The 13,687-nt window shown below is 68.3% G+C and carries 7 protein-coding genes and 1 pseudogene; 6 read left to right on the top strand and 2 right to left on the bottom strand.

What is annotated here, in order from left to right; all coding sequences use genetic code 11:
* The first annotated feature begins 257 nt into the window (after nt 1–257).
* Entirely contained in the window at nt 258–695 is a 438-nt protein-coding gene (locus tag ACFWUU_RS05645) for a hypothetical protein (protein ID WP_380173014.1), read from the top strand.
* A gap of 198 nt (nt 696–893) precedes the next feature.
* On the opposite strand, the gene ACFWUU_RS05640 is transcribed toward ACFWUU_RS05645, so the two are convergent.
* Nucleotides 894–5,153, bottom strand: coding sequence for a BTAD domain-containing putative transcriptional regulator (locus tag ACFWUU_RS05640; RefSeq protein ID WP_380173012.1), 4,260 nt, complete (start codon nt 5,151–5,153; stop codon nt 894–896).
* 176 nt (nt 5,154–5,329) lie between these two features.
* Between ACFWUU_RS05640 and ACFWUU_RS05635 the strand changes: the two genes are divergently transcribed.
* From ACFWUU_RS05635 to ACFWUU_RS05625, 3 genes and pseudogenes are all read left to right on the top strand, one after another.
* Nucleotides 5,330–5,683 (top strand): hypothetical protein, encoded by a 354-nt coding sequence (locus ACFWUU_RS05635; RefSeq protein WP_380173010.1) that lies wholly within the window; start codon nt 5,330–5,332, stop codon nt 5,681–5,683.
* Between the two features lie 167 nt (nt 5,684–5,850).
* Complete coding sequence (locus tag ACFWUU_RS05630; protein ID WP_380173008.1) at nt 5,851–7,485, top strand: hypothetical protein; 1,635 nt, start codon at nt 5,851–5,853, stop codon at nt 7,483–7,485.
* Nucleotides 7,473–7,571: pseudogene (locus tag ACFWUU_RS05625) on the top strand (DUF2613 family protein); the annotation flags it as partial. The gene ACFWUU_RS05630 and the pseudogene ACFWUU_RS05625, both read left to right, overlap by 13 nt.
* On the opposite strand, the gene ACFWUU_RS05620 reads toward ACFWUU_RS05625, so the two are convergent.
* Nucleotides 7,525–8,733 carry a glycosyltransferase family 4 protein gene (locus ACFWUU_RS05620; protein ID WP_380173006.1) on the bottom strand — a complete coding sequence of 403 codons (1,209 nt, stop codon included), beginning with the start codon at nt 8,731–8,733 and terminating at the stop codon, nt 7,525–7,527. The pseudogene ACFWUU_RS05625 and the gene ACFWUU_RS05620 overlap by 47 nt on opposite strands.
* A 91-nt stretch (nt 8,734–8,824) precedes the next feature.
* On the opposite strand from ACFWUU_RS05620, the gene ACFWUU_RS05615 reads away from it, so the two are divergent.
* Both ACFWUU_RS05615 and ACFWUU_RS05610 read left to right on the top strand, forming a co-directional pair.
* The gene (locus tag ACFWUU_RS05615; protein WP_380173004.1) at nt 8,825–9,571 is read left to right on the top strand and encodes a class I SAM-dependent methyltransferase; all 747 of its coding nucleotides are present in this window, start codon (nt 8,825–8,827) and stop codon (nt 9,569–9,571) included.
* Nucleotides 9,568–13,680 carry an alpha-(1->3)-arabinofuranosyltransferase family protein gene (locus ACFWUU_RS05610; RefSeq protein WP_380173002.1) on the top strand — a complete coding sequence of 1,371 codons (4,113 nt, stop codon included), beginning with the start codon at nt 9,568–9,570 and terminating at the stop codon, nt 13,678–13,680. The genes ACFWUU_RS05615 and ACFWUU_RS05610 overlap by 4 nt, the downstream gene beginning before the upstream one ends.
* Nucleotides 13,681–13,687: the final 7 nt, after the last annotated feature.

Here is a 13,687-nt window from a genome sequence, read left to right as displayed (position 1 = left end):
TAGTAGTCATCGGGGAGGGGCCGCCGGCCTGTCCGCCGCCCTGGTCCTGTCCCGGGCCCGCCGCAAGGTTGTGGTGGTTGACGCCGGTTCGCGGTGCCGATTGTGATCTACGGCGTCATGCCTCAGCTGCACCGACTCCGGATGCGCATCCTGACTCGATCCGCCAAACCGCTCAGCCCGGCCGAACAACCACACCCGCACCAGTCGCACTGACGCTGATCAACCGACGCAATCTACAGTCCGGAAAGGATCTCCCGATGGCGACGATCACCGCACCTTCGGCGCACACGAGCCCGGCCGACCTGCCGCTCTACCGCCTGCACCTCATGCGAGCCGGATACCTCCTCATGGGCATCGGTCTCGCCGTCGTCAAGTGGCCGGCCGTCATCAGCCACAGCGACTCCTGGCCGCTGTTCGAGGGAGTCGTCGCCTGCATCCTCACCGCGATGTCGCTCCTGGCATTCCTCGGACTGCGCTACCCCGTCCGGCTACTACCCATCCTGCTGTTCGAGTCCATCTGGAAGATCATCTGGCTGGCCGTCGTGGCACTGCCCAAAGCAGCCGCGGGCACCATGGACGCAGCCACCCAGGAGGTCACGATCAACTGCGCAGTTGTCATCGTCATCCTCGCGGTAACCCCGTGGCCTTACGTCTGGCAGCACTACGTACGTGCTCACGGCGACAGATGGCGCTGACCCGCACCACTCTGCCGATGTGCCAGGCAAAATCGAGCCAGCCGGCAGGCCCGGCGTCTTGGGACATGATGACAGCGAGAACGCCGGCTGTCTGCCGGATCTGGCGAGCAAGTAGCGAGCTGGTGGGCTCGGAGTGCGGCAGCCTCGAAGTCGACCGCCACCGTTCGACTAAGCCCGTGCACCCTATCCGCGATGCGATCAGGGGCAGGTCTTTACGTACGAGCGGTCGCCCAAGGCGTCCTTCCACTCTTCGGGGGTGAGGTTGCGCCCGGCCATCCTGCATGCGAAGGCGAGGGTGTCGTCGATCCGGGTGTCCCAGCGGTAGACCGAACCGTCGGACGCCGCGATGGCGACCGTGTCGTTGCCCTCGGCAAAGATCGGGGCAATGGTCTTCGACGCGCGGCCGGCCGTGATGGTCGCGCTGCCGAGTTGCTCGAGCGTGCGTGTATCCCAGACGCTCACGGTGCCGTCCGCGGCGCCCGACACCAGTCGCGAACCGTCCTGGGAGAAGTGGATCGACAATCCCGTGACGGTGCGGTCAGGGGCCGGCGACTGCTTGAACTGGCCGGATCGTGTGTCGATGGTCAGCACCTGGCCGCCGGTTCCGGTGACGGCGACGATTCGGCCGTCCGGCGAGTAGGCCGCGGCCCTGACGCCGAGCGGCAGGTCGCCCTCGGAGACGATGGTCTCGTTGTCGGTACGGATATTCCGCCAGTGCTCGCGGGTGCCGTCGGGGGAGTGCTGGAAGATCACCGCGGTTGTGCCGTCTGGAGCCGCCGCGGTGCAGCAGTCGGCTGTCCATGCGGCCTCCCTGCCGCCGGGCCACAGGCCCTTGTCGTAGATGAGGGGGCCGTGCGGGTCGCCGGTGAGGATTCGGTCGCCGTCGATGTACGCCATCGACAGCACGTTCAGGTTTCCCTGTTCGTCGAGCACTTTGCCGGTCGAGGCATCGATGGTTGTGATTGAGTGCTCGTCGTTGACCGCGAATTGCCGTCCGTCGGGGTGCCAGGCAACCGGTGCAGGCGAACCGTCACGGAGTCCGACGCCAAGCCGGGTGGGTGCGGTCATCGCGCCGGTCTTGGTGTCGGAGAAGCTCCCCCAGGACTGGTTGCCGTCACGCCACAGGTACGCCGTCCGGCTGCCGTCATCGGACGGGACCACGTGGAGGTAATGCCGGGCGGGTGCGACCTGCGACCGGGCGAGGTAGCGCCGCCGCCCGGTCAGGTCGTAGACGCGGATGAGGCCGTCCTGGCCGGCGGCGTACAGCGTTTCGTTGTCCGGGCTGAAGTCGAGACCTCGGATCGGTGGCGCGGCCGCGGACGTGATCCGCTCGCGCACAGTGCCGGTGGCCACGTCCCAGACGACGATGTCCCCGCTGCTCTCCGCTACGGCCAGCAAGCTGGCGTCGCCTGAGAAGATCAGGGTGTCCGGCGCGACGTTCCCGGTACTGCCACGCAGCACCTTGATCGTCCTGCCGGTGCGTGCATCGATCAGGCCGGCCGCTGCGACGACTGCCGGCTGGTGCTCGTACTGCACAATCCCGAGCAGGCCGCCTCGCGCGTCGAGGGCGGTGAACTGCGCGGTCGACATCTCGCCTCGCGTGGACTCGTCGACGCTGGTGTTGATGGCGAGTTCCGGTCGCCGCCACAGCGGCCTGCCCGTGGCGACGTCGTACGCCGCAAGCGGGTTCTCGCCGTAGATCGTCCGGCCGTCCGGACTGAGCATGACACCCCGAGTCTCGCCGGGGAACGCCACTCTGCGTGGCATCGCGCCTGGGGCGCGCAGGTCCCACACCAGGCCGAAATGCCCATCGCCGCCGTGGCCATCGCTGACGGTCTGCAGGCCGGCGGCGAGAAAGCGGCCGTTCGCGCTGAAGGCCAGTCCGGTGGCCAGCAGATCGACGTCGCTCGGCAGCACAGGTTGCGGGCTCACCGGCTCGAGTGTGTCGGCGTTCAGCAATCGGACCGCCCGGTGCGCATCGACGAAGTCGGCGTGTTCGCCGGCGGTCCACGCGATCGCCGCGACCAGCCGACCGTCCGGACTGAATCGAGGTCCGATGAACACTTGCTCGCCCCGGTCCGGAACGACGCTGCGCGAACGCAGTACGCGTCCCGATGCGGCGTCGTAGAGTTGCAAGGTCGCCTTGCCGTCTCCGGCGATGATCCTGGTCCCGTCGGGCGAGACATCGAGGAAGTCAGCCCGGCCGGACGGAGTGGGCATCGACCGGATCAGCTGCGGGTTCTTGTTCATCGCTGCGGTGAGGAGGGCTCGGGTCTCTGCGGTGTCCGCGAGCCGGACGCTTTGCGCCGCGAGCAGGATCGCGTGGCTGATTTCCTTGACGGGCTGCGCGCGGGCGCCGATCCCGCGGGCGAGCTCGCTGGTGGCCGCCTGCTCGGCACGGTCGGCCTGGCGGACCGCGACAAGGCCGGCGATGAGCGCGCCCACCATCAGCGCGGCCGCGGTGCCGAGCGCCGCACGGAGGCGGCGGTTGACCCGCAGCTGGCGGCGTTCGCGGTCCTCGGCGGCGTGGAGTTCTGCCTCGGACAGCCGCTTGCTTGCGTCAAGGAAGTTCTTCTCTGTGGCAGTCAGCGTGGGCATGGTGCGTTGGCGCCAGTCGAGAGCTTTGGCGAGGCGGACGCCGCGATAAAGCTCGCTGTCGGGCCGGGCGAGGCCGTTCCACGAGTCAGCTGCGTTGGCGAGGTGGTGCAGGACGCGCTGGCCCTCGAGGTCGTCGTCGAGCCAGTCCCGCAGCCGTGGCCAGGCACGGGCCAGCGATTCGTGGGCGAGTTCGACGACGCCGTCGTCGCTGGTCACCAGTCGGGCGGCAACCAGCCGGTCGATCATGGCGTCGTTGTCGGGGCCGGTCACGACCAGCCGGCGTGGATGTCGGCTGCGGACCGGTTCGCCGTCGAGTCCGGGGGTGACCAGCCGTAGCAGCAGGTCGCGCAGCACGCCGCGCTGCTCGGTGGGGAGCCGCTCGTAGACCTGCTCAGCCGATTGCGCGACCGCGCCCCGAATGCCGCCCGAGTCTGTGTACCCGGCGACGGTCAGGTGGCGCCCCTCGCGGCGGCTCCAGGTCTCGGCCAGTGCGTGCGACATCAGCGGTAGCGCACCGGGCTGGTCGGCGACCTCGTTCACCAGCAGGTCTACCAGGCCCGGTTCGACGACCAGCGCCGCCAACCGGGCGGGCTGCTCGATCGCGGCCCGCAGGTCGGGCTCGGCCATGCCCGCAAGTAGGTGCAGGCCGCGTTCGGCCATACGGGCGAAAGCAGGATGAGCCGAGACGTCGGCGAGTCGGTCGGCACGGAACGACAGGATCAATGGCGCCACGCCTTGGTGCGCGGTCAGAGCGGTCAGGAACGCGTCGCGCTCAACGGCGTCCTGGCATAGCGAGAAGACCTCCTCACACTGGTCCACGAGGAGCGCGGGCACCGGACCCTTTCCGGCGATCGCGGTCGCCAGCGCGGCGACCGGATGCGCGCCCGGCGTCATCAGTACCACCCGTGTGCCGTCCCGGCGCAGAGACGCCGCGACACCGGCTCGCACCAGCGAGGACTTGCCGCATCCGGACGGCCCGACGACGGCCAGGATGGACGTCTCGGCGAGCTTGCGCAGGCAGGCCGCGACGTCGGCGTCGCGCCCGAAGAACCCGTCGGCGTCGTCGACGTCGTACGACCTCAGACCCAGGTACGGGCAGTTCACGCTGGGCTCGGGCAGTGCGCTCTCGACAACCAGCGACGGGTCCTGTCGCAGAATCGCCTGCTCGAGCGATTCGACCTCGGCGCTCGGATCCAGGCCCAGTTCACTGTCCAAGATCGCACGCAGCCGGCGGATTGTCCGCAGCGCCTCGCTCTGCCGGCCGTCCTGGTACTGCGCCGTGGCCAGCAGCACCCAGCGGCGCTCCCGCAGCTGCGCCTCGGCGACCAGCGCCTGCGCCTTGGCCAACACCTGGACGTGCTGGCCGGACCGCAACGCGGCCTCAACGTACAACTCCTCAGCCTGGTAGTGCAGCTCGGTTAGCCGCGCTGCTTCGGTCCGGGCAGGATCCCAGCCGTCCAGCTCATCGAGCGGCTGTCCCCGCCACAGCATCAACGCATCCGCAAGGACCGTTGCCGACCGTTCCGAGTCCCCGGCCGCCAGCAACTCCCGGGCACGGCCAACCGCACGCTCGAACCGTCGCGCGTCGATGTCATCGAGCGGCACCGCCAGGCGGTACCCCTGTGGCGAGGTCTCAATAGCGCTACCGCCGAGACTCTTGCGCAGCCGGACCATGCAGCCCTGGAGATTCTTAGACCACGATGCCGGCGGCCGCTCCCCCCACACGGCGTCGGCGAGCGCCGCGGCGCTGAGCACCTCTCCGGGACGCACGGCCAAAGCAGCCAGCACGGCGCGGTCGCGTCGTCCCAGAGAAGTGTGATCCCCCTCGATGGTGAGCGGGCCGAGAACGGCGATACCCACACCTCGACTGTCGGGGGTGGGTCTCGGCCCGTCAACCCCGGCGATACCGCAGAGATACCGGCAGGTTCCGGCCGGATACCGCCCCGAGCGACAACAGGATCACCGACCCGTCCGACGCACCCGAGCCACCACCAACGGCGGCCGCGCCGGAGTCGAGAACAGGAGCACCACGAGCCATGACTACACACCGAACCACCACGGCCTGCCGTCCGCCCAGCCGGGCTCTGACCGCACTGACCGTCAGCATCGCAGGAATCTGGCTGGCCCTCGCCGCCACCGCCGCGCCGGCCATCGCCGTTGACCAGCCCGCGCCCACACCATCCGCGACCGTGTCGAACCCCGGCCCACCCAACTACCCCAACTACGACCCCCAATACGAGGTGCTACGAGCTGCGTCGGTCGCCGATCACGAGAACGGACTCGACACAACTTCGGTCGCGCTCGGAGCGCTGGGCGGCATCGCCCTCGCCGGCGCCGGACTCGGGATCACCTTCGGCGTCCAGCGACGCCGCAACCACGCGGTGACCTAAGTCCTGCCAAACTGCGCACGGCAAGTCTTCTCGTAGTGAGAAGGTCGGCGGTGTGACTCGGTAACCGTGAGCCGTCGGTGGTGGCAGAGGGGGGACGAAGCGTGTCGGAGCGTTGGAGGCGGGTTGCTCCGTGGCTCTGGCCTGTCTTGCTTACGTTGTTGGTCACGGTGCCGCTGCTCGTTCCGGGGTTTGTGGTCGGTTACGACATGGTGTTCGTGCCGGATCTCTCGTTGCGGCTTGATCTGTTCGGGGTTTCGGCGGCGATGCCGCGGGCGGTTCCGTCGGATGTGGTGGTCGCGGTGCTGGACGAGATTGCCGGCGGCCAGGTTCTGAACAAGCTGGTGCTGGTCGCGATTCCGCTGCTGTCCGGTATCGGTATGACGGCCCTGTGGCGAGAGCTTCGCCTCGGGGGCGGCGCGCTGCCCGGTGCGGCGGCTGCGACGTTGTACATGTGGAATCCGTTCGTGGCAGAACGTCTGCGCCTCGGCGCTTGGGCGCTGCTTCTCGGGTACGCCGCGCTGCCCTGGCTGGTGCGGTCCGCGATCAGAGTGCGCCGGGGAGAGGGGTGGGCGGGATTCGTCCTGGCATCGGCGGCCTGTGCCTTGACCGCATCCGGCGGCGTTATCGGTCTGCTTGTCGGTGGATTGATGCTGCTCTGGCGACCGCGGGCGAAGCAGCTTTGGCTCTTGGGCGCTGCGGTTCTGTTGAACGGGCCCTGGCTGGTCGCAGGGTTCACGCACGTTGGCCTACCCACGGACCCCGCCTCGGTGACGGCGTTCGCGGCCCGCAATGAGGGGTACGGCGGGACGTTGCCGACGCTGCTTACTCTCGGCGGCGTCTGGAATGCGGATGTCGTCCCGGACAGCCGAGGTGAGCCGGTCTCGTTGGTGCTCGCGTTCGTCGTACTCCTGCTGTCGTTGGCGGGCATCGCGCTGCACTGGAGGCGGAGTCAGCCAATCCGTGCCCTCTCGGTGGCCGCCGTGGTAGCGACAGCGATCGCCTTGGCCGGAGTCATCGCGCCGAGTGCTTTCGCCCAGCTGGTTGCCCATGTCCCCGGGGTTGGTCTGTTCCGTGACGGCCAGCGTTATCTCGGGCCGTTGGTGCTCCTCGAAGCGATCGGCTTCGGCGCGGCCGTTGCCGCGATCGCACAGCGCGTCCCTCTGAAGCGCGTTGTCGGTGTCACAGCACTCCTGCTGCCGATCGCCGCGCTACCAGGGCTCGTGGCTGGCGCAGGCCTTCACGTATCGCGATATCCAGCGGACTGGTCGCAAGCCCAACAAGCACTCCATGGCCGCTTCGTCCCGTGGCCGTTCGAGGCGTACCGCGCACCGTCGTGGAACGGCCGTCGTCCTGTCCTAGACCCGATGCCGCGCTACTTCGACCAGGCTTCGGTCGTACCCGACGAGCTGATCATCGGCGGCCGGCGTCTCGCCGGTGAGGATCCGCAGGCCGCTGCAGTAGCGAGCGCCGTACGGAAATCCATCGACGACGGCACAGATCCGGCACCTGTACTGCTGCAGCAGGGGATCGGCTGGATCGTGGTGGATCGGGAAGCAGGCGGCCCGCTGCCGGAAACCATGATGAGCGGTCTGAAGCGAGAGTTCGCCGGACCGTCGGTCATCGTCTACAAGCTCGACGGTACGCCGGCGCCGCAGCCGCATCCGCTCTGGCGGACAGTGGTCATCCTCGCGGCCTGGACGGTTGCCGGAGCAACGTTGCTCGCCGCTCTGGTGTCCCTGGCGCGGCGTTGTTACTCTTCGGTTCACTTGACCGGGAGGGGACGTATTTCATGGGATCACTGATCGGTGCGGCAATCGCCGTACTCGCAGGGCTCGCGGTGGCTACGACGACAGTTGTCGGGGTGGTTCAGCAGGTGAAGGACGATCCGGCGCCGCCGGCCGGCCAGCCGCAGGGGCAGGCCGATGTCCCGATCGTGAACTACGGCTCGAAGTAGTCAGCAACTGGTCGAAGGCCAGCGCCGCCGCGCTCCACGTGAACTGGTCGGCGCCGGCCAACGCTCCTTCGGACAACCGCCGCCGGAGTGTGCCGTCCTGCAGCAGTTCCGTGATCGCGGTCGCGAAGTCACTCACGCCGTCGACGAGCATCCCCGACACCCCGTCGTGCACGGATTCGGTCGGCCCACCTGCGCTGCGATACGCGACGGTGGGTACGCCGTGACCCGCGGCCTCACCGACGACGAGACCCCAGCCCTCCTTGAGGCTGGGCAGTGCCAGGACCCACGCTTCGTCGTACGCCGCATGCTTGTCCTCCTCGCTCACGTGGCCGCAAAACTCGACCGCGTCGGCAAGCCGGCGCTGCTCGACGTACTCGCGCAGTTCGTCCTCCCACCAGCCGGAGCCGACAATGATCAGCCTCGCGGTCGGCAAAGCCTGGCGCGCCAGCGCGATCGCGTCCACCGCGTGCTCGAGCTGCTTGTGTGGGACCAGCCGGCCGACACACACCACGGTCGGTACGTCGGCCTGCGGGCGTTGCCGCGCCGGCGCCGGATCGGCACCGTTGTGAATGACGGCGATGCCGTCGACACCGAGATCGGTGAGTTCGTCGCGGGACGCCGAAGACACTGTCACGTAAGGACAATCGCGGTACAACCATGGAGCCACGCGAGACTCGAGCCACCATCCCAGCCGGCCACGCCAGCCCGGATAGACGACCTGCCACTGCTCGTGGTGCACGTGATGGACGAGCACCACGACAGACCGACGCACCAGCCGGGTGAAGAACGGCAGCCCGTTCTGAACGTCGACAACGCAGTCGGGCCGATGGAACAACGCATACAGGAGTCCGTGCAGATACACCGTGATCTTGGAGCCGCGGTACACGTACCGCACCTGTTCCCGGCTCGCCTGGCGCGGACTCCCAGGGTACGCGGCGCACAGCACCGTCACCGACCAGCCCAGCAATGCAAGGCCTTTCGCGACTTCCTCGACATACCGCTCGGAACCCCCTCCCTCCGGGTTGGTCGTGTCCCGCCAGTTCAGCAACAGCACGCTCTGCGCACGCACCTGCTCAGCCCCACCCTCTGTGATCACCTCCCCCGAGGTAATGGGCGGGGACGTTACCAAGGAGTAACGATCTCCGCCAGACCTCGGAAGTTCCGTTAATGTCCGGCGTGTGCAGGTGATGACGAACGCCACGGGCCGCGCGGAGTGGCGCGCCGATCTGGGCCGGGCGGTGCGGTTGTTCCGTGCGTTCAAGGTCGAGCAGACAGACCCGGATCGCTTCTATGAAACGCTCGCTGGAGATTCGGCGGAGCAACTGGCGCAGTACGTCGACGTCCGTGGCGCGCTGATGCTCGACATCGGCGGCGGACCTGGCTACTTCGCCGATGCATTCCGTCGTGCCGGGGCGACGTACTACGCCGTGGACTCGGACCTCGGCGAACTCAGCGGTCGGGGTGAGCCCGCACCGGGCACTGTCCTGGGAAGCGGCATGGCCCTGCCTGTTGCCGACGCCGCAGTGGATATCTGCTTCTCCTCGAATGTGCTCGAACACGTCCCCGATCCTTGGCTGATGGCCGACGAGATGGTGCGGGTCACCCGGCCCGGAGGAACGATCTTCCTGTCATACACCGGCTGGTGGGGACCGCACGGCGGCCACGAGACCTCGCCGTGGCACTACCTCGGCGGACACCGCGCGGCCGGCCGCTACGAACGGCATCAGGGTCATCCGCCGAAGAACAAGTTCGGTGAATCCCTCTTCCCGATCACGGTCGCGGCGGGGCTGCGCTGGGCACGCAGTTGCCCCGGTGCCGAGCTGGTCGCGGCCTTGCCGAGGTACCACCCGTGGTGGGCGTACGGCGTACTCGCATTGCCTGTTCTGCGTGAGGTCGTGGCCTGGAATCTCGTCCTGGTGTTGCGGCGACGATGAGTGGACCGGGGGGACGTGGTTCGGGGGAAGTGGTCTGGCGGGCGCGGATCATCGTTGCATGCCTGGTGCTGGTCGCGCTCTGTTTCCACCAGGCACCCGGCAAGATCGTCCCGGACACGAAGCTCGACCTGACTGCCGATCCTGGCGCGTTCCTCGGTCGGGCCTTGCACCTGTGGGACCCACAAGGTGCGTTCGGCCAGCTGCAGAATCAGGCGTACGGCTACCTGTTGCCGATGGGACCGTTCCATTGGCTGCTCGACGTGCTGTCGGTGCCGGACTGGATCATCCAGCGACTGTGGTGGTCGCTGGTCCTCTGTGTCGCTCTGGTAGGTGTCTGGAAGCTCTGCAATGCCTTGCAGTACGGCGTTCCGTGGACGCGCTTCGCCGCGGCGTTGTTCTATGCGCTGAGCCCGCGCATGCTCGGCGAGCTGTCGATAACGTCCATCGAGGTCTGGCCGATCGCGATGGCTCCGTGGGTGCTGCTACCGCTCGTCACCCCGCGGCCGCGCTCGTTCTGGTGGCGTGCCGGTTGGTCCGCCGTGGCGTTCGCGCTGGTAGGTGGAGTGAACGCGGTGGCAACCGGTGCGACTCTGGTGCTGCCCGCGTTGTGGCTGCTCACCAGGCGGTTCGATCGCTCGACGGTGAAGCTTGCGGTCAGCTGGTTCGTCGGCGTCGTAGCGGTCTCGTTGTGGTGGCTGGTGCCGCTCCTGCTGCTCGGCCGATACAGCCCGCCGTTCCTGGACTGGATCGAGAACGCAGCGATCACGACCCACATGGCCAGTGTCTTCGAGTCCTTCCGCGGTACGTCGCAGTGGCTGAACTTCCTGGCCGGCAACGGTGGTCCCAGTTGGCCCGCGGGCTGGCTGTATGTCACGCAGCCGATGCTCATCCTCACCACGTCACTGGTGGCGCTGCTCGGGCTCGTAGGCCTGGCGATGGGATCCCTCAAGCATCGAGGCTTCCTGCAGCTATCGCTGGTCGTCGGCCTGCTGCTGGTGACTCTCGGCCATGCTGGTGCGGCAGGTTCGCCGTTGGCGCCGCAACTGCAGGACCTACTCGACGGACCGCTCGCTGCCTTTCGCAACACGCACAAGTTCGAGCTCGTCGTCCGGCTGCCGCTGACGCTCGCCGCAGCGCACGCGCTCGCCCGGCTGGCCAGCTGGTCGGTCTCCCATCGCATCCATCGCCGAGTCGTCCCTGTCTTGGTGTCCTGCCTCGTGGTCTCCGTCGCCACTCCCGCGATCGTCGGTCAGCTGCCCAGACCAGAGGGGTACGACGCCATTCCCGGGTACTGGCGTGAGGCCGCGACTTGGCTCGACGCCCAGCCCGGGGACGGCAGCGTCCTCGTCGTACCTGCTGCGTCGTTCGCGGATTTCACCTGGGGTTCGACCAAGGACGAGCCGTTCCAGGCGCTGCTGAAGCGGCCGATGGCAGTGCGAGACGCGGTGCCGTTGGGGTCAGCGGGCGCGACCAGATGGCTGGATGAGGTCGAACGGCGGCTTGGCTCCGGCGTCGGCGACAGGACCCTGCAGCAGGCACTCCAGCGGGCAGGCGTGAGGTACGTCGTCGTACGCAACGATCTTCGGTACGACGTGCAGCTCGCGTCGACCATCGCCGTACACGAGAGCCTGGGCGAGTCCGGTATCGGGCGGGTCGCGTCCTTCGGCCCGCCCACCGGGAGCCGGATCGAGCAGCCTGATGTCACGCTCGACGGTCACACCCGATTGCCCTACGCGAGTGTGGAAATCTACGACGCCGGCCAGACCGATGCCGGCCGGCTGGTACCGCGGTCGCGGCTTGTCGAGGTCCGTGGAGCGGCCGAGGATGTACCGGCTGCGTTGACCGCGATGGGTGCTGACCAGGAAGCAATCACCAGCTCCGATGCGGCGGGGCGGCTCGACGGTCTGCCGCTGATCGAGACCGACGGCCTGCAACGCCGGGAGGTGTCGTTCGGCCGTCCGGCCGAGAACTATTCGCCGGTGCTGACAGCCTCGGATCCCGGTCGACTGGGTCGACGCGTCCTCGGGTACCAACTCGATGGTGCGTCACCGCTGACGACGCGGACCTGGGCCGGCGGTGTCGTCGACGTACGGGCGTCGTCGTCGGCTGCCGACGCCGATGCGACTTTGCGCACCGGACCAGGCAACGGCCCGTTCGCCGCGGTGGACGGCGACCCGGCGACTCGGTGGGTCTCGGGCCGGTTCGGTCGTGCCAGCGGTGAGTGGCTCGAGGTGACGTTCGCGGAGCCACGGACGGTCGATGGTCTCACCGTGCAGTTCTCGTTGGACCCGCCAACGACCGAGCCGGTGCGGACGCTGCAGGTGGAGACCGACACCGGTTCGCTGACCTCGGTGGTGTCGGGATCGGGGGATCCGCAAAGCATTCCGGTGCCGCCGGGCTCGACGCAGCGGCTGCGATTGAGCATCGGGACGACCGATGGCAGACAGGCCGGGGGAGTATCGATCGCCGAGGTGACACTGCCTGGGATGCTGGCCGTGAACAGGTTGTCGGTACCGGCGTCAACGCGTCAGCCGAGCGCGCTGGTGTTCAGGAACCAGCAGATCGGGCGGTCCTCCTGCCTGCACGTGGACACCCGGCCGCTGTGTCGACCGAGTCAGGCCGAAGACTCGGAGGAGCCGACCGGGCTGCTGCGGAGTATCGAGCTCCCGAAGACCGCGTCGTACCAGGTGCAAGGCACTGCTCTACCGCAGGACGGCGAGGCGCTGGAGCGTTTGCTGGCTGTGCCGGGCGGGATCAGTGCGACGGCTTCATCGCGGGCGGTGGCTGCGCCGGAAGGCCGGCCGGGCGCGGCGGTGGATCGGGACCTCGGCACGGGGTGGGTCGCGGATCCGGACGATCCCGCTCCCAGTCTCACCCTGAGGTTGCCTCGAGACCGCAGCCTGACCGGGCTGCAATTCCTCGGTGATCCGTATCTGACGGCGTCGCGACCGGCTGAGGTGTCACTGCGGTTCGACGGTGGTGCACCGACCCGGAGCGCGGTCGACGCCGAAGGCTATGTCCGCTTCGCCGCACGGAAGGCACGCCTGGTTCAGGTCGACTTCGTCGCGACCAGACCACAACTGGACTTCGACTCCGCGACCGGCTACTCGCAGACTGCGCCGGTCGGTGTGGCAGAGGTGCGCGTGCTGGGCGCAGAGGACCTGCGGAGGGCACTCGATCCGAACCGTCAGATCGGGGTGCCGTGTGGCTTCGGACCAGGAGTCCGAGTTGACGGCGTACCGGCGGGCACGCAGGCCACGGCGACGGTGCGGGACCTGCTGCAGCGGCGACCGGTGACCTTCAGCGGCTGCGGTAAGGACACGAAGATCTCCGTGCTGTCTGGGCGGCACTCCGTGGACGTTCTGGCCGGCGGTGGCTTGGTCCCGATCGAGCTGAGGCTGAGCGCGGACGACGCCTGGTCAGCGACCTCGGCGCAAGGCGTCAAGGTGTCGCGGCAGAGCCCTGCCGAGTTGAAGCTCGACGTGCCGCCGGCGGCGGAGCAGTCGGTGCTCACGGTCGCGCAGAACTACAACGAGGGCTGGCAGGCGTACGACGCAGGCGGCCACCGACTCACACCGATCCGCGTCGGCGGATGGCAGCAGGGCTGGCTCGTGCCGGCTGGGCAGGCACAGGTGGTGACGGCCCGCTTCGGGCCTGACGGCAGCTACCGGACCGGCCTCCTCCTGGGGCTACTCGCTCTGCTGTCGGTGGTCGCGCTGGCCTTGTTCTCCCGGCGCTCGGATCACCTGGTGCAGCAGCTCGTTGGCGGACGGATCCTTCGCCCCTGGGCGGTCCTCGGCTTCGGACTGGTGGCGGGAACATTCATGGCGGGCTGGATCGGCCTCGCTGCAGTCTCAGTGGCCGCGCTGTGCGCGTGGGCCTTGCCTCGACGGGCAGTGCTTGGACTGGTCGCAGCGGTGGTGTCGGTTGGGACGGTGGTCGCAGCAACTCAGCCTTGGCCTGGGGGAGATGCCGGAGTGACCTCGGCTGCGGTCCAGGCGTCGGTGCTGTTCGGCTGTGCGCTCGCGTCGCTGTCAGCCTTTGCGGGTGAGACGTCGTACCGGCTGTCTCGTCTGCCACGGCGCATGATCGGGCGCTCCACCCCGTAGTAGCTCG

Origin of the sequence: Kribbella sp. NPDC058693 (genome assembly GCF_042715335.1) — a bacterium.
GTDB classification, from domain to species: domain Bacteria; phylum Actinomycetota; class Actinomycetes; order Propionibacteriales; family Kribbellaceae; genus Kribbella; species Kribbella jiaozuonensis.
This window is presented reverse-complemented; position numbering and strand designations above follow the sequence as displayed.